The 16,650-nt window shown below is 70.2% G+C and carries 14 protein-coding genes; 8 read left to right on the top strand and 6 right to left on the bottom strand.

Annotated features, from left to right (window positions below):
* Positions 1-135: 135 nt before the first annotated feature.
* The 6 genes from AB0M24_RS02900 to AB0M24_RS02925 are packed head-to-tail and all read left to right on the top strand — an operon-like array spanning position 136 to position 7,115.
* Positions 136-795 (top strand): response regulator transcription factor, encoded by a 660-nt coding sequence (locus tag AB0M24_RS02900; protein ID WP_363760104.1) that lies wholly within the window; start codon positions 136-138, stop codon positions 793-795.
* 12 nt (positions 796-807) lie between these two features.
* The gene (gene ispH / locus AB0M24_RS02905) at positions 808-2,121 is read left to right on the top strand and encodes a 4-hydroxy-3-methylbut-2-enyl diphosphate reductase (protein ID WP_363760107.1); all 1,314 of its coding nucleotides are present in this window, start codon (positions 808-810) and stop codon (positions 2,119-2,121) included.
* Positions 2,118-3,911: a 1-deoxy-D-xylulose-5-phosphate synthase gene (locus AB0M24_RS02910; RefSeq protein WP_363760110.1), complete on the top strand. Its 1,794-nt coding sequence runs from the start codon at positions 2,118-2,120 to the stop codon at positions 3,909-3,911. Before ispH ends, AB0M24_RS02910 begins: the two co-directional genes overlap by 4 nt.
* Positions 3,901-5,046 (top strand): flavodoxin-dependent (E)-4-hydroxy-3-methylbut-2-enyl-diphosphate synthase, encoded by a 1,146-nt coding sequence (ispG, locus tag AB0M24_RS02915; RefSeq protein ID WP_363760113.1) that lies wholly within the window; start codon positions 3,901-3,903, stop codon positions 5,044-5,046. Before AB0M24_RS02910 ends, ispG begins: the two co-directional genes overlap by 11 nt.
* A 15-nt stretch (positions 5,047-5,061) precedes the next feature.
* Positions 5,062-5,934 (top strand): terpene synthase family protein, encoded by an 873-nt coding sequence (locus tag AB0M24_RS02920; protein WP_363760116.1) that lies wholly within the window; start codon positions 5,062-5,064, stop codon positions 5,932-5,934.
* The gene (locus AB0M24_RS02925; RefSeq protein WP_363760119.1) at positions 5,931-7,115 is read left to right on the top strand and encodes a cytochrome P450; all 1,185 of its coding nucleotides are present in this window, start codon (positions 5,931-5,933) and stop codon (positions 7,113-7,115) included. The genes AB0M24_RS02920 and AB0M24_RS02925 overlap by 4 nt, the downstream gene beginning before the upstream one ends.
* A 30-nt stretch (positions 7,116-7,145) precedes the next feature.
* Here the strand turns inward: AB0M24_RS02925 and AB0M24_RS02930 are convergent, their stop codons facing one another.
* The 4 genes from AB0M24_RS02930 to AB0M24_RS02945 are packed head-to-tail and all read right to left on the bottom strand — an operon-like array spanning position 7,146 to position 11,381.
* Positions 7,146-8,096 carry a terpene synthase family protein gene (locus AB0M24_RS02930; RefSeq protein ID WP_363760122.1) on the bottom strand — a complete coding sequence of 317 codons (951 nt, stop codon included), beginning with the start codon at positions 8,094-8,096 and terminating at the stop codon, positions 7,146-7,148.
* 11 nt (positions 8,097-8,107) lie between these two features.
* The gene (locus AB0M24_RS02935) at positions 8,108-9,382 is read right to left on the bottom strand and encodes a cytochrome P450 (protein WP_363760125.1); all 1,275 of its coding nucleotides are present in this window, start codon (positions 9,380-9,382) and stop codon (positions 8,108-8,110) included.
* 14 nt (positions 9,383-9,396) lie between these two features.
* The gene (gene uppS / locus AB0M24_RS02940; RefSeq protein WP_363760128.1) at positions 9,397-10,140 is read right to left on the bottom strand and encodes a polyprenyl diphosphate synthase; all 744 of its coding nucleotides are present in this window, start codon (positions 10,138-10,140) and stop codon (positions 9,397-9,399) included.
* A 17-nt stretch (positions 10,141-10,157) separates the two neighbouring features.
* The gene (locus AB0M24_RS02945; protein ID WP_363760131.1) at positions 10,158-11,381 is read right to left on the bottom strand and encodes a cytochrome P450; all 1,224 of its coding nucleotides are present in this window, start codon (positions 11,379-11,381) and stop codon (positions 10,158-10,160) included.
* 246 nt (positions 11,382-11,627) lie between these two features.
* On the opposite strand from AB0M24_RS02945, the gene AB0M24_RS02950 reads away from it, so the two are divergent.
* Positions 11,628-12,821, top strand: coding sequence for a cytochrome P450 (locus AB0M24_RS02950; RefSeq protein ID WP_363760134.1), 1,194 nt, complete (start codon positions 11,628-11,630; stop codon positions 12,819-12,821).
* Between the two features lie 10 nt (positions 12,822-12,831).
* Here the strand turns inward: AB0M24_RS02950 and AB0M24_RS02955 are convergent, their stop codons facing one another.
* The gene (locus AB0M24_RS02955; protein WP_363760138.1) at positions 12,832-14,082 is read right to left on the bottom strand and encodes a cytochrome P450; all 1,251 of its coding nucleotides are present in this window, start codon (positions 14,080-14,082) and stop codon (positions 12,832-12,834) included.
* On the bottom strand, positions 14,079-15,608 hold the full coding sequence (locus AB0M24_RS02960; protein WP_363760141.1) for a prenyltransferase/squalene oxidase repeat-containing protein: 1,530 nt from the start codon (positions 15,606-15,608) through the stop codon (positions 14,079-14,081). The genes AB0M24_RS02955 and AB0M24_RS02960 overlap by 4 nt, the downstream gene beginning before the upstream one ends.
* A 307-nt stretch (positions 15,609-15,915) precedes the next feature.
* Here AB0M24_RS02960 and AB0M24_RS02965 point away from each other — a divergent pair, with 307 nt between their 5' ends.
* Positions 15,916-16,539, top strand: a complete 624-nt coding sequence (locus tag AB0M24_RS02965; protein ID WP_363760144.1) for a histidine kinase — start codon at positions 15,916-15,918, stop codon at positions 16,537-16,539.
* The last annotated feature ends 111 nt before the right edge of the window (positions 16,540-16,650 follow it).

The following is a 16,650-nucleotide window of genomic DNA, read 5'->3' on the forward strand; positions in this document are numbered from 1 at the left end:
ACGGACGTGGTCATTGGTTGATTTCCACGTCAGGGCGTCTCAACTGCCCGTTCAGTGGTAGCGCTCCCAGATTTTGGGTGAACATTCAACAGTGCTCTGAATGACCCCCTGCGTCGTCCTGGGACGGGAGTGCACATGATCAAGGTCGCGGTGGTGGAGAGCGAACGGCTGGTGCGAGCGGGCATCTGCAGCGTCCTGCGCGCCTCCCAGTGGATCGACGTGGTCGCGGACACCGACTGCGGGCACCGGGCGATCGAGATCGCCCGCCGGCACCGGCCCGACGTGATGGTGATGGACGTGCGGGTCGGTCAGATGGACGGCATCAGGGCCACCCGGGTCGTGCACCGCGAGGTGCCGGCGACCAAGGTCCTCATCCTGACCGAGATCACCGTCGACGACTGCGTCTACCAGTCCTTCCGGGCGGGTGCCGCCGGGTTCCTGGTGAAGGACGTCGAACCGCGGGAGCTGGTCAAGGCCGTGATCGACGTGGCGTCCGGGGACGCGATCCTGTCGCCGGCGATCACGAGAGGCGTGATCGACCAGTTCCTGAGACACGACCGCGACCGGGCCTCCCGGGCGCGTGCTCAGGTGGAGAACCTCACCAACCGCGAACGGCAGGTGCTGGTGCACCTCGCCAACGGCGCGGGCAACGCGGAGATCGCCCGCGCCCTGTTCCTCAGCGAGGGCGCCATCAAGGCCCACGTCAGCCACCTGCTCACGAAACTGAAGTGCGGCAACAGGGTGCAGGCGGCGATCAAGGCACACGAGTCGGGTTTGTTCACGAGCGGCGGATGAACAGGAGTGTCCATGGGCGTCCCGTCCGTCGCGCTGTGCGAGTGGTTGCGCGGTGCGGCTGGAATTTCGAGCGTCTCCACCGGGGGCGTGGCGGTGGTGACCACCGGGTCGGCCGAGCTGCTGACCGGGTTGCTCGACGACTTGGGCGTCGGCGCGGTGGCGGTGCGAGTTCCTTCGCGCACAACGGGAACAGTGCTCGTCTCCCGAGGCGGCTCCGCGCCGATTCTGCTGGGCGAGCTGCTGCGGCGGGGCGTCGACGCGCGCCTGGCGGACGGTCTGCTCGACGATCCTGGCCTGCTGGAGCTCGCCGCGGCGAACGGCCGGGCGGTCGTGGTCGTGAGCGATCCGCATCCCGGCGCGCGCCCGGCGGTGCTGGAAGCGTTGCGCGCGTGGGGATCCGCGGCCGGGCCGAGGCACGTGCTGCTGGCAGGGCCCAGGTCGTTCTGCGCCGGTGTCGAGCGGGCGATCGAGATCGTCGAACGAGCGCTCGACCAGCGCGGCGCACCGGTGTACGTGCGCAAGCAGATCGTCCACAACGTCCACGTCGTGCGCACGCTGGAGCAACGAGGCGCGGTGTTCGTCGACGAACTGGACGAGGTGCCGCCGGGAGCGACGGTGATCTTCTCCGCGCACGGGGTCTCGCCCGCGGTCCGGGAGGACGCGCGGACACGCGACCTGCGGGTGATCGACGCGACGTGCCCGCTGGTGACGAAGGTGCACAGCGAGGCGAAGCGGTTCGCGCGGCGCGGCGACACGGTCGTGCTGATCGGCCACGCGGGGCACGAGGAGAGCGAGGGCACGCTCGGCGAGGTGCCCGGCATGCTGCTGGTGGAGAACGCCGGCGACGTCGACCGGCTGGAGATCGACGGCCCGGTGTCGTACCTGACCCAGACCACGCTCGCGGTCGATGAGGCCGCCGAGGTCGCCGACGCGCTGCGCGACCGGTTCCCGCAGCTCGCCGGTCCGGACACCGACGACATCTGCTACGCCACGACGAACCGGCAGAACGCGTTGCGCGCCATCACGGCCGACGCGGATCTCGTCCTGGTCGTCGGTTCGGTCAACTCGTCGAACTCGCTGCGCCTCGTGGAACTGGCCGAACGCAACGGGACCAGGGCGTTCCTGATCGACGACGTGGGGGATCTCGACGCCTCCTGGCTCACGGGGGTGCGCACGATCGGGTTGACGGCGGGCGCGTCGGCGCCGCCGAGCCTCGTGACCGAGGTGATCGACGCTCTGAGGGGGCTCGGTGAGGTGACCGTCGCCGAACGGCAGGTGGCGGAGGAGACCATCCACTTCGGACTGCCCAGAGGTGATCAGAAATGAAGTTCCTGGACCTGGTCCGCTGCCCGGCGGACCTCCGCGAGTTCGGCCACGACCAGCTCACGGTGCTGGCGGAGGAGACCCGGCGGTTCCTGGTCGAGGCCGTGTGCCGGTCGGGCGGGCACCTCGGGCCGAATCTCGGTGTCGTGGAGCTGACCATCGCGCTGCACCGCGTGTTCGACTCGCCGCACGACCCGATCGTGTGGGACACCGGGCACCAGTCGTACGTGCACAAGCTCTTCACCGGCAGACGGGACGACTTCGGGCGGTTGCGGCGGTCCGACGGGCTCAGCGGCTATCCGAACCGGGAGGAGTCCGTGCACGACCTGAACGAGAACTCGCACGCGACGACCGCGTTGTCCTATGTGGATGGACTGGCGAAGGCCTTCCGGCTGCGCGGCGAGCACGCGCGGGTCCCGGTCGCGGTGATCGGCGACGGTGCCATGACCGGCGGGATGGCCTGGGAGGCGCTGAACAACATCGGGGTCGCGCGGGACCGTCCGATGGTGATTGTGCTGAACGACAACACCAGGTCCTACGCACCGACTGTCGGTGGCTTCGCCGACCACCTGGCGCGGCACCGGGCCGGTACCGCACACGCGTCCGTCTTCGAGGAGATGGGGCTGGTGGTGCGTCCCGGACCGGTCGACGGGCACGATCTGACGGCACTGGAGGAAGCGCTGCGCGACGCCCGTGAAGTCGCGTTGCGGCAACGCAGACCGGTGCTGGTCCACTGCGTGACGGTGAAGGGCAGGGGTTATCCGCCTGCTGAGGCCGACGACGCCGACTGCCTGCACGCCGTCGGCGTGGTCGACCCGTCGACGGGCAAACCCGTTTCCATCGCCGCGAAACCGACGTGGACGGGGACGTTCGGCGACGAGATCGCCGCACTGGCCGCCGAACGTCCCGAGGTCGTGGCGATCACGGCGGCCATGCTGCGGCCGGTCGGCCTGCACCGGTTCGCCTCCGAGTTCCCGGACCGGGTGTTCGACGTCGGGATGGCCGAGCAGCACGCCGTCACGTCGGCCGCGGGTCTCGCCATGGGCGGCATGCACCCGGTGGTGGCGATCTACGCGACGTTCTTCAACCGCGCGTTCGACCAGGCGTTGATGGACGTCGCGCTGCACCGGCTCCCGGTCACGTTCGTGCTCGACCGGGCCGGCGTCACCGGTGAGGACGGTGCCTCCCATCACGGGGTCTGGGACCTGTCGCTGCTGAACCTGGTGCCAGGACTGCGGATCGCGGCACCGCGGGACGCGAGCACGCTGCGCGCCCAGCTGCGCGAGGCCGTCGCCGACACCACCGGCCCGACGCTGCTGCGGTTCCCGAAGGGCGGGCTGCCCGCGGATCTCCCGGCGCCGCTGCGGATCGGCGGCGTGGACGTGTTGCGCGCCACCGAGACCCCGGACGTGCTGCTGGTCGGGGTCGGGCCGATGGCGCACCTGGCTCTCGACGTGGCCGACCGGCTCCAGGACCACGGCGTCGGCGTCACGGTGGTGGACCCGTGCTGGGTGAAGCCGGTGGACCCGGCGCTGGTGCGGCTGGCCGGCAGGCACCGGATGGTCGTCACCGTGGAGGACAACCTCGTCGCCGGAGGGGTCGGATCGGCTGTGGCGCAGCTGGTCGGCGATGTGCCGGTGCGCAACTTCGGTGTCCCGCCGGCGTTCCTGCGCCACGGCTCCCGCGCGGAGGTGCTGGCCGGGTGCGGCCTCACCGCGCAGGACCTGACCCGCGAGATCGTCGCGGACTTCCTGTCGCTCGACGTCATCGAGGAGGTGGCCCGTGTCCGTTGATCTCGGGATGCCGGTACCCGCGCCGGTGTTGTCCCGGCGCCGCAGGACCAGGCAGCTGATGGTGGGAGACGTCGGTGTGGGCAACGAGTTCCCCGTCTCGGTGCAGTCGATGACGACGACTCTCACCGCGGACGTCAACTCGACGTTGCAGCAGATCGCGGAGCTCACCGCGGCCGGCTGCGACATCGTCCGGGTCGCCTGCCCGTCCCAGGACGACGCGGACGCACTGCCCGCGATCGCCCGCAAGTCGCAGATCCCGGTGATCGCGGACATCCACTTCCAGCCGAAGTACGTCTTCGCCGCCATCGAAGCCGGTTGTGCGGCGGTCCGGGTGAATCCCGGCAACATCAGGAAGTTCGACGACAAGGTGCGGGAGATCGCGGCGGCGGCTCGTGATCACGGCACGCCGATCCGCATCGGTGTGAACGCGGGATCGCTGGATCCGCGTCTGCTGAGGAAGTACGGCAAGGCGACCCCGGAGGCGCTGGCCGAGTCGGCGATGTGGGAGGCCTCGCTGTTCGCGGAGCACGACTTCCACGACATCAAGATCTCGGTGAAGCACAACGACCCGGTGGTCATGGTGCGCGCGTACGAGCTGCTGGCCGAGCAGTGCGACTACCCGTTGCACCTGGGTGTCACGGAGGCCGGTCCGGCGTTCCAGGGCACCATCAAGTCGGCCGTGGCGTTCGGTGCGTTGCTGCGTCAGGGCATCGGTGACACCATCCGGGTGTCGCTGTCCGCTCCGCCGGTCGAGGAGATCAAGGTCGGCCACCAGATCCTGCAGTCGCTGAACCTGCGCCCGCGCAAGCTGGAGATCGTGTCCTGCCCGTCGTGCGGCCGCGCCCAGGTGGACGTCTACACCCTGGCCGAACAGGTGACCGCCGGGCTGGAGGGCATGGAGGTGCCGTTGCGCGTCGCGGTCATGGGCTGTGTCGTGAACGGCCCCGGTGAGGCGCGTGAGGCCGATCTGGGCGTCGCTTCGGGTAACGGCAAGGGCCAGATCTTCGTGAAGGGCGAGGTAATCAAGACCGTCCCCGAGCACGCCATCGTGGAGACCCTGATCGAGGAAGCCCTGCGTCTCGCCGAGGACATGGAACCGGTCGAGGGCGAAGCCCCGGCCGTGACCGTTGGCTAGAAGAGGAGTGCTGGCGTGCCCACTGCCCCGACGGCCCTGGTGCCGGTCGAACCCGCGGTCCACACCTACGTCCTGCACCTGAAGCTGGTGAAGATGGTGCAGGAATGGACGAAACGCCGCGGCGACCTGCTCAACGTCCAGCGCTACGGGCCGACGTGCATGACGATGGCGCTGGCCGCACCGTGGGCGCCGGCCGCCGACCTCGACGTCGTGTGCCGGCAGGCGTTGTTGCTGTGGGCGGTCGACGACGAGCTGGAGGCGGTGGCCGACGAGGCGAGGTTCCGCGCCAGGCTCGCGGAGTTCACCTCGGCGATCTCCGGCGAGCCGTACCGTCCCGACCCGCTGAACGACGCTCTGGCCGAGTTGAGGGCGGACCTCGTCGCACGTCCGCTGTTCGGGGAGCTCGGCCAGTGGTGGACCGACACGATGATCGACGGCTGGGTGGCGGGCTTCGACGAGTGGCGGATCTCGCGGGAGATGGCCGCCGGTGCCCCCGCACCCGGCTACGAGGACTACCTGAAGATCGGCACCAGGAGCATTCTGAAGACACCGATGCAGCTCGCCATGCTCATGGTCACCGAGCAGGCGAGCCTGCACTCCCACCGGAACCGCCTGAACGCGGCGATCGACGAGGCGAACATCGCCGTGCGGCTGGTCAACGACTACGCGTCCTACGAACGCGAGCGTCGCTCGGGCGACCTGAACGTGATGATGCTGGGGCTCACCGAGGACCAGGTCCGGCAGGAGATCCACGCCAGCGTGGACCGGTTCCGCGAACACCTGGGCCCGCTGCTCGCGGAGCCGAACCCGCTGCGCGCGGCAGTCACGCTGTGGCGCTACCTGCAGACGCCCGTCAGTTTCTACCTGAGAATCGACTACCTCTCATGACCCAGACCAACGACCCGTTCCTGAGCTTCCGGAAGATGCGCCTCGCCGGGCAGGTGATCCACGACCCGGCGATCGGCAAGTGGTTCGTGATCGGCGCCGACGAAAGCCGTCAGGTGCTGCACAACGCCGACGACTTCCCCGTCATCGACGCCGAGAGGATGGACGAGACCCAGCCCGGCTGGCGCAGGTCGCGGGGAGAAGCCCACAAGTACTCCCTTCTGCCGTTCATCAACCCGCCGAGCCACACCAGGCTCCGGCGGCTGATCGCCCGCGACCTCACCGTGCGCAAGGTGGAGCTGCTGCGCCCGCTGATCGAGCGGGAGACCGACCGCGCCCTGGACGAGCTCGCCGCACAGGGCCGCGACGGCACGCCCGCCGACTACCTCGGCCTCGTCGCCTATCCGGTCACGGTCGCGGTGATCGGGGCGTTGGTGGGCGTGCCGCCTGAGGACTGGCGCACCTTCCGCGCCTGGTCGGACTGCCTGGTGATGTTGACCGACCCGCGCATCACCGAAGAGGAGAAGGCACGCGCGGACAAGGCGGCGGAGGACTTCGAGACCTATGTCGAGGAGCTCGTCGCCGAGCGCCGCGTGACCCCGCGGGACGACCTGATCTCGGACTACCTCGCCGTCCGCGACCACGACCCTGAGCAGCTGACGGACGCCGAACTGTGCAACAGCGTCCTGCTGCTGGTGCTCGCGGGCTACGTCACGACGGCCGACTCGCTCGGCAACGCGATGCACGCCCTGCTGTCCCACCCGGACCAGTTCCAGCAGCTGGTGGAGGACCCGTCACTGGTCGGTGACGTCGTCGACGAGGTGCTGCGCTGGGCGTCTCCGGTCCAGATCGTGCAGCGGACGGCGGCCAAAGACGTGAGCCTGGGCGGGGTGGACCTACCCGCAGAGTCGACGGTGCTCGTGATGCCGGGAGCGGCGAACCGGGACTCGAACGGGTGCCCGCACGCGGACGACTTCGACATCAGTCGCAAGGCGGGGTACGGCCTGGCGTTCGGCGCGGGCATTCACTTCTGCCTCGGCATGGCGCTCGCCAAGGTCGAGCTGACCACCGTCCTCGGCCGGTTCGCGGCGCGTTTCCCGGAGGCTCGGTTCGCGAGCCGGCCGGTGCGGCGCGAGTCGGCGGGCCTGGCCGGCTACGCGACGCTCGACGTCATCATCAGCTAGCCAGGCCTTCATCCACCTCAGGCGCGTTGGTCAGCGGGTCACGCCGTAGCGCGCCACGGTCAGGAACCAGGCGTAGCAGGCGTCGACCCACTTGCTGATCGTGGTCGCCTGGTGGTGGTCGGCGGCCCTGGACTCGTCCGCCAGGATCGCCGCGAGCAGGTCGTCGTGCTGGACGCGCAGAGCGTCGATCATCCCGACCACGACCGGCACTGTCGCGATCGGCTCGATGCCGTACTCACGGGCGACGATCCAGCAGATGTTCGCGGCGCCGTCGCGTTCGTCCTTGCGGTAGCTCAGCAGGTCGTTCTCCAGCCGGGCGATCACCGTGACGAGCCGCGCCAGGTGGTCGAGGTCGGCCACTCCCGGCCGCAGCCCCTGCAGGAGCATGCCGGGCAGGATGTGCGAGTTGGCCACGGCGTCGCGCAGGTAGCCGTCGATCGTCTCGGACTCCGCGGCGTACGTGCGGATCGCGTCGGTGACGCACCGGGTGAACGCGGGCAGCAGGTCCTCGCCGGCCAGGGCCACGATTCCGTCGCGGATCTCGGCGAACGCGAGGTGGAACACGTCCGGCCGGTCCGGCAGAACTCCGTGCAGCAGAATCTCGGGCACCTCGCGCAGGTACGGCTGGGCCGGCCTGCCCGCCTCCACGACCTGGTCGTCGAACGCGATGATCAGCGTCCAGTACATCGACAGCAGGCGCACCAGCTCGTCGGGCGCGTCCGGCAGCACCACCGTGGCCAGGATCGTGCACGGCCCCTCTGCCATGACGTGGGCCGAGCCTGGTTGGTACAACCCGATGTGCAGCGCCCACTTCTGCACCTCGGACTCGATGCGCTGGTTGCGGACGGGTTCGGGTGCGAGCAGCCACTCCCGCACCGGCTCGCCGTCGAACGTCGAGTCGTGCGGCCGCACCGCCAGGTCCGCTGCCGGGCGCGGGTGCACCTTCGCGAGCCGCGAGCGGATCCATTCTGCTGTCGTCATCGAAGGTGTCCTCACCGGGAATGAACCACGATCGGCAAACGGGACAGGTGCAGGGAGCCGGAGCACACTTCCTCGAACGGGCCGCCGACGACCTCGGTCCGCCACCGGCGCAGGATCGTCGCCGCGATCACGACCATCTCGGTGCGCGCGAAGACGTCCCCGACGCACTTGCGCGGCCCCATGCCGAACGGCAGGAAGACGGACCGCAGGTCGTTGCCCGGCGCCCACCTGTCCGGGTCGAAGCGCATCGGGTCCGCGTACACGTTCGGGTCGCGGTGCAGCGCGGTCGGGCTGAACAACACCTCGGTACCCGGTTCCAGCAGCAGGCCGCCGATCTCGACGGCGTGGGTGACCCGTCGCATCAGGAACCAGATGGGGGAGCGCAGCCGCAACGTCTCGCTGATGACCTGCTGGGTGTACGCCAGGCCTTTGACGTCCTCGTAGCGCACCGGCCGGTCGCCGACCACCGCGTCGATCTCGGCTCGCATCCGTTGCGCCACCACGGGATGCCGGTCGAGCTCGTAGAACAACCAGCACAGCGAGTTGGAGGAGGTCTCGGTGCCGGCGCCCATCAGCGTGACCACCTCGTCGCGGATCTCGCGGTCGGACAGGCCGTCGCCGTCCTGGCTCGCCAGCAGCATCGACAGCAGGTCGCCGTGATCCGTGCCGTTGCGGCGGTAGGCGGCGATCACCTCGTCGATCACCGTCCACAGCCGGTCGCACGCGGCCGCGAAACGGCGGTTGCCCGGCGTCGGCAGCCGTTCCAGCCATGGGAACGGAGAGAGCGTCCGGCGAGCGACGCTCTTGCTGATGTACGGGAAGAGCTGCTGGGTCTCCTCGACCGCCCGACGACCGATGTCGGCGGCGAAGAGCGACGTGGCCACGACGTCCAGGGCGAGGTCGTGCATCTCGTGGTCGAACCGCAGGACCCGGCCCGGCTGCCAGGAGTCGGCGACTCGCCCGGCGAGGGTCGCCATGATGTCGACGTAGCCGCGGACGCGCTCGTGGTGGAACGCGGGCTGCACCAGCGACCGCTGCCGGCGGTGTGCCTGCGTGGAGCAGGTGAGGATGCCGGTGCCCAGCACCGGCCGCATCTTGTCGAAGAACCGGCCCTTGTCGAACTCGGCGGCGTCGGTCATCAGGACCTGGCGCACGAGCTCCGGTGCGTTGAGCACGAACGCCGGGCGGGTGCCGAGGTGGATCCGCACGATGTCGCCGTTGTCCCGCAAGGACTGCAGGAACCCGAGCCGCTGGGTCGCGAGGCGGACGGTGTCGAGCACAGCCATGTCACGTCTCCTGGTCAGATGCCGAACCGGCGGTCGCGGTCGCGGTAGGACTCCATCGCCGCGTCGAAGTCGCTCTCGTCGAAGTCGGGCCAGAGTCTGGGGGAGAAGTACAGTTCGGACTCCGCGATCTGCCAGGTCATGAACCCCGACAACCGTTCCTCGCCGGACGTGCGCACCACCAGGTCGAGGTCGGGCTGGTCACCGGTCGACAGGTGGGTCCGGATCTGGTCGGGCGTCAGGTTCTCCGCGATCTCCGCGCCGGCCGACCGTCGCGCGTCGGGGGACAGCAGGAGTGACCGCACGGCGGTCGTGATGTCGTTGCGCCCGGTGTAGCCGAGGGCCAGGTTGACCACCGGGCCGTCCACGTCCTCGGTCGTCGCGACGGCGGCCCGCATCGAGTCGCGTGTGGACGGTGGCAGCAGGTCCAGCTGACCGATGAGCTGCAGCCGCCACTGTCTCCGCTCGGCGAGCACCGTGATGGTCCACTCGGCCAGCTCGATCATGGCCGCGCGTTCCACCGCCGGGCGGCGCAGGTTCGACTCCGACAACATCCACAGGCTGACGAACTCGATGCCCCGGTCGGAGCACAGCCGCAGGATGCCGGGGATGCGTCTGGCTCCCGCCAGGAACCCCTTGGCGACCGGCAGGCCGTGGTCCTTGGCCCAGCGCCGGTTCCCGTCCGGGATGATGCCGAGGTGCCGGGGCACGTCGTCCCGCACGGCGTCCGGCTGGGTGATCTTGAGTTCGAGCGGCGACATGGTGGTCTCCGATCCTGTTACGGCACCACGACGACCGGGAACCGGGACGGCATCCGCATGGTGAAGGTGTCGGCCCAGGTGGGTTCGCCGGCCATGGCGAGTGCGGGAAACCGCTGGTGCAGACGGGAAAGCGCGATGGCGATCTCGGCACGGGCGAGGAAGACGCCGAGACAGTGGTGCATGCCCTGGCCGAAGACGAGTGACGCGGAGGTGTCACGGGACGGGTCGAACCGGTCCGGGTCGGCGAAGACGTCCGGGTCCCGGTTGGCCGCGGCGAGCACCGGGCGCACCTGGGCGCCGACCGGGATCACCTTGCCGCCCAGCACGATGTCGCGCGTGGCGATCTGCGAGACGCCGAGGAAGATCTGCGGTCCGGTGTGCCTCAGCACCTCGTTGGCGAACGCGGTCGCGTCGTCGAAACCGTTGCGCAGCCAGTGACCCTGGTCGGGGTTGGCCGCGAGCAGGCGCACGCCGTGCTCGATCGCGGCGGCCGTGCCCTCGAAGCCGACGTTCCAGAGGATCCACATCATCGCGACGAGCTCCTCGTCGGACAGCGCGTCCGAGCCGGGTTCGTCCCGGCGGCGCACCAGGTCCGAGATCAGGGTGCCCGGCGGGCTCGACTCGATCAGGTCCCGGAACGCCCTCTCCAGCCGGGCGGTGTGCACGTCCGCCTTGTCCAACAACGACTTCGACCCGCTGCCCAGTGCCGAGGCGAGCTCCGAGGCGTCCGGCTCCAGGTCGCCCCGGACGTCCTCCGGCACCCCGAGCAGGTCGGAGATCACGTCGAGGGTGAACGGCCGCGTGAACTCCGCGTGCAGGTCGACGACCTCGTCAGAGGACAGCCGATCGAGGTGGCGATCGGCGAGCAGGCCGATGTGCTCGTGCAGGCCGGACACCCTCCTGGGCGTGAACTCCTGTGCCACCAGCTTCCTGATCCGGGTGTGCACCGGTGCGTTGAGCGAGGGCAGGCTGGTGAGAAGGAGCTCCACCGCGCGATAGCCGACGGCCTCGGGGAACTGCTCGGCGAGCCGGTCGCGGTCCGGTGTGCGGAACACCTGGTCGGGGTCGCGCAGCACCCACTCCGCGTCGGCGTGCCTGCTGACCAGGTAGTAGCCCTTGCTCGTCCGGTGGACCGGATCGTTGTCCCGCAACCACTTCAGGAACGGATAGGGGTCGCGGCGGAACTCCGGCGTGCCGAACACGGCCAACGCGTCGACTGGCGCGGACACGTTGTTGCTCACGGCTTCTCCTCCGGGATCGAGATCGTGTGAGAGCGCATTCACCTGTTGATCGCGCAATCGATGGATACTTCACAGGGCACCGGGTGGTGTGGAATTACTGGACGAAAGTCGCGTCGACCCGGCGGCGGGGCGGGCCGATCGGCCCATCCGCGCCCTGATGACGACCGGACACCGGCCGCGGTGCGTGCACCTGGCCGTCCGTCCAGGTTTCGGCGTCCCACATGGTCCTGCGGGTTACGGTCGGTCGTGGACTTGTTGGAGCGGCTGGCAGAGCCCGCGCACATCGACGACCCGTTCCCGTATCTCGCGTGGCTGCGCGAGAACGACCCGCTTTCCCTTGCGGCGGACGGGAAGTACTACGCGTGCAGGCATGCGGACGTGGTCCGGGTGCTGAGCGCGGACGGCTTCCGCAACCCCGAGGTGCCCCCGGGAGAGCCGGCGAGCGACTACCAGCGGATGTTGCGCGGCGGGATGACGTTCAAGAACCCGCCGGAGCACGCCCGGCTGCGCGGGCCGGTGTCACGCGCGTTCACCGCCCGCCGGGTGGACGGGCTGCGACCGGCGATGGCGCGGATCACCGACCGGTTGCTGGACGTCGTGGACGAGCCGTTGCGCGACGGCGGCACCGTGGACCTCCACGGCGCGCTGTCGGTGCTGCTGCCGATGGAGGTGACGGCCGAGCTGATCGGTGTGCCGCCGGAGGACCGGGACGAGGTGGCCGCGCTGGTGCGGACGATCGTGCCGGTGTTGTCGAGCGCCACGGCGAGCGAGCAGCACCAGGCCGCCGCTGATGACGCGAGTGGCTTGCTGCAGACCTACTTCCAGCGCCTGATCGCGAGCCGCGCGGGGTCGCCCCGTGACGACCTGGTCTCGGCCTTGGTCACCGCGGAGGACCGGCTCACCGAGGAGGAGCTGATCTCGACGCTCGCCACGCTCTGGATCGCCGGGTTCGAGACGACGGCGTCGGTCATCGACCACGGCGTGCTGGCCATGACGAGGTATCCGGACGAGCTTCGCTGGCTGCGTGGTGGGCACGGTGAAGCGATGATGTTCGCCGAGGAGGTGCTGCGTCAGCAGTCCGTGGTGCTGTTCGCGGCGATCCCGCGGATCGCGACACACGAAGTAGAGCTGAGCGGCGGCCTCGTCCCCAAGGGCGCTGTGGTGCGGGTCATGCCCGCCGCCGCGAACCGCGACCCGGCCGCGTTCGCCGAACCGGACCTGTTCCTGCCGGGGCGATTCGAGTCGCCGGAGTCACCGATGCTGAGCCTCGGCCACGGCATGCACCTCTGCGTCGGCGCCCGCCTCGCCCGCACCGAGGTGGCGGTGGCGCTCGGGAAGCTGCACGCGCGCTTTCCCGGCCTGGTCCTCGCGGATCCGCCGGTGCGCAGCCGGTCGGTGGGTCTGCGGGTGATCGAGCAACTCCCGGTGCGGCTGGGCTGACCGGCTGGCGTCAGCCGACGGTGGCGAGCAGGGTGGGTCCGAAGCACAACACCTGACCCCGCAACGCGAAAGTGGCCTTGTGCGGCGAGAGGACCCGCACGTCGCGTGTCCTGAGCACGGCGGCCAGCACCATCCTCATCTCCATCGAGGCGAAGTCGGCGCCGAGGCAGCGTCGGGTGCCGCCGCCGAACGGCAGGTAGCGCTGCGCCTGCGTGCGTTGCCCGAGGAACCTGCCGGGATCGAACCTCAGCGGGTCGGGGTAGAGGTCGGTCTGCCGGTGCGCGGCGTAGATGCACGGGGTGAGCCGAGTGCCTGCGGCGGCGCGGTGGCCGAGGATGTCCATGTCCTCGGTGAGGACCCGGTTGCCCGCGATCATGGCGGGCGGGGAGATCCGCAACACCTCCCGGCACACCGCGTCGAGCAGCGGCACGTCCTCCGCCACCGCACCGTCGGCGCTCGTCGCCGCGAGCTCGGCGCGGACGTCCGCGAGCACGTCCGGGTGGCGGCCGAGCCAGTACAGGGCCGACGTCATGGCGGAGGCCGTCGTCTCGTGACCGGCGAACAGCAGCGACAGCACCTGGTCGGTCAGGTCGTCGTCGCCGAGCGCGCCGAGCGGGGGTTCGCCGTCGCGCAACACCGCGGTGAGGGATCCGTCGGTGGCGTGCGGTGCGGCGCGCAGGACGCGGTCGCAGAGGTCGGCCCGTCGCCGCTGGAAGGTCCGCCACGGCGTCGGCACGGCGGGCGGCAGCCGGAGGTAACGATAGGCGAGCATGCGGCTTCTGGTGCCGAGCGCGGAGTCCAGCCAGCGCGTGAACGTCGTGAGGAGCTCGTGGTCGACGTGTCCGAAAAGGACTCGGGAGATGATCCGCAGTGCCAGCGCGCGGCTCCACTCCGGCAGGTTGACCACCGAGCCGGGCCGGACGTCTTCCAGCGCCGCCTCGGCTTCCTGCCGGATGGTGTCGCGACAGGCCGCCAGCGGACGGCCACGCAGCCGTGCCCCGATCACCTTGCGATACGCGGTGTGCCGCGGGCCGTTGGCGAACAGCAGGGAGTGGTGCCCGCTGAGCGGCTCGACGGTGCTGGACGACGCGAGCCGCATCCTGTGCTCCGACCGGAAGATCTCGGCCAGACCTTCCGGTTGCCACACCAGCAGCCTGCGTTCGGGCCGGGACTGCAGTTCGAAGAAGGTGTCGCCGGCGGCCGTCCGCTCGTCGAGGAACCGCAGTGTGTCCATCTTGAACCGCAGTGCGTTCAGGGTCATGGGATCACTCCGAGCGCCATCGTCGTGGACCGGGTGCGGGTGGCGATCAACCGCAGTGCCGCCAGCCGCGCCGCCCGCACGACCGTGATCGGGGTGTAGAGGTCCTTGTCGTGCCACAGCGGCGGATGGTGGTCGTCCGCGGCACGCAGGAAGTCCGCCGCCCGCGTGGCCGCGTCCTCGTCTCCGCCGCACAGCAACAACAACTGCACGGCGTACGCGGTCTCCTCGGCGGTGCCCTGCCATCGGCCCCACGAACCGTCGTCGCGCTGGGTGTCGAGCACCCAGTCGAGGGCACGGGCCACCGCGCGCTCGGCGCCGGGACCGCCGGTCCGGTGCAGCGCCTGGGCACAGCACGTCGTCGCGTAATAGGGCGAGGCGTGCCATTTGTCCTGCCAGCTGCCGTCGGCCCGCTGTTCCGCGAGCAGGTACCCGGTGATCTTGCCGATCGCGGCGGCGAACCGGGGTTCTCCCGGCCGCGCGTACTCGCCGAGCGCGTCGAGGATGTGCGCGTTGGCGCTGATCGACGGGGTCTGCTCCTGCGGGAAGCAGTGGAAGTGCTCCGCTCCCTCGTAGCTCCACAGGATCTCGACGGGGCCGGGCTCGCCCAGCCTGGACAGCGCGTACAGCACCGCGGCGGTGTCGTCCCCGTCCGCGGGGAGGCCGGCGCCCGCCGGTGCGCCGGTGTCGGCACACGCGTCGCGCAGGCGGGACGCGAAGCCGCGGGGGAGGGGTACGCCGGCGTCGGCCAGCATCGAGACGACCCAGGCGGTCTCGAAGACGGCGATGCGGGTGATTCCGCGCACCGGGCCGTTGTCGAGTGACTGCAGATGGTCGAGGAAGCCGGCCGCCTCGTGCGCGGACCGGTCGCCGAGCCAGGCGGCCGTCGCCGCGGCCGAGCCGCAGACCACGCCGTGCGACGGGCGCACCAGAGCCGCGCGCCGGGCGTCCGCTCCGAAGGCCTCCAGCGAGTGCCAGGCCTTCTCCGGAATCGTCTGTCCACTTCGGACCATCCGGTGGAGCTTGGTCCGCGTTCGGTCGTCGATGTTGGAGGGCAGCCCGAGCGCGGGCCACCGCGGCACCCCGGTCGGGGGCTGGTCGCGGTGGGCGTTGAGCTCGTCCACCAGCCACGGCACGATCAGCTCCGCGGCGATCGTGTCCGGAATGGACACTCGGGTTCCGGTGGCGAGCCAGTCCGTCAGGCGGGCGAGTCCGCGTTGTGCCGAAGCGGCCACGGCTTGGCGGTCGACCGGTTCCGCGCGCCGCAGCAGGGTCAGCAGGGCGTCGGTGGCGCTGAGCGTCGGCACCAGGCCGTACCCGTCCGGAGCGCCCCAGCTGCCGTCGGCGTTCTGCGTGGACAACAGGAAACGCAGGCGAGCGGCATGGCCTGTCAACCACGGGGCGAGCACGAGCAGCCGGGCCGTCTCGTACAACGACGAGGACACGTGGCCGAGCGGGTCGGCGCTCACCTGGTCCAGCAGGTCGGCTACCGCACGGTCGTCGTGCATGGTCCACTGGACGCCGGCCATGGATGCCCCCGCGTTCACTCGAAGGTCGTGCTCCTCGAACGGACCGTAGGAACGCTCGACTCGCTCGTCTTCCGTCAGCGGCGAAATGTGGCCTTTGAGCCAGCGGCCGACACGTCTGGAGGCGGCCGATCAGCCACCCATGTGAGACGGATGTCGTCTCACATGGCGACCTGACCCGCACGAACAGACGTGAGTGTTACGTGCACCCCTGCACCCGTTACGCAGCCGCTGTCGCTCTGCGTTCGCAGGGCAACACTGAACGCGTTGGTGAGCAGAACGTCCCAGGACGGGATCGAAAGGGATGCACATGTCCTCCGCACTGGCTTTCGGGCGTACCCAGCTGGACCCGATGGCGATCGGCCAGGAGATCCACGACCTGATCGGGCACAAGCTGAGCCTCATGGTGCTGCACGCCGGGGCGCTGGAGCTCGCGGCCGGTTCCGCCGACGAGCACGCCGCGGCCATCCGCGAGGCGGGCACGTCGGCCATCGCCGGGCTGCGCAGGATCGTCGCGCTCCTGTGCGAGGAGTCGGACCTCGAGCAGGTCGAGTTCGACGCCAACGCCGCACTCACGACGCTCGTCGACGCGTCCCGCCGGGCCGGGCTTCCGGTGCGGCTGACGGCCGACGAGCTGGGACAGGTCGAGCCCGAGGTCAGCCAGGTGGTGCTGTCGCTCGTGCGCGAAGCGCTCACGAACATCCACAAACACGCGGGCGCCGTGCCCACGGAGGTCCGCGTGGTCGTGGCCAGCAGCCAGGTGTTCGTCGAGGTGGTCAACCAGCCGAGCCGCGGCGCCGTGGCCGCGGACCGGCTGGGGACGCAACGGGGGTTGCGGGGGATGAGGGAACTGGTCGGATGGCGGGGCGGGTATCTGAGCCACGCGCCGACACCGGAGGGCGGCTTCCGGGTGAGGGCCGTGCTGCCGCTCTGACGAGCTAGTGGCGCGTCCCGGAACGTTGGCGAGGTAATTCACGCTCAGCAGGGCGCCTCGCGGCACCGCCCCCGCGCCCACAGCCAACCAGGATGAGGACGCGGGGGCGGC

This window comes from Lentzea sp. NPDC051838, assembly GCF_040681245.1.
Taxonomy (GTDB): domain Bacteria; phylum Actinomycetota; class Actinomycetes; order Mycobacteriales; family Pseudonocardiaceae; genus Lentzea.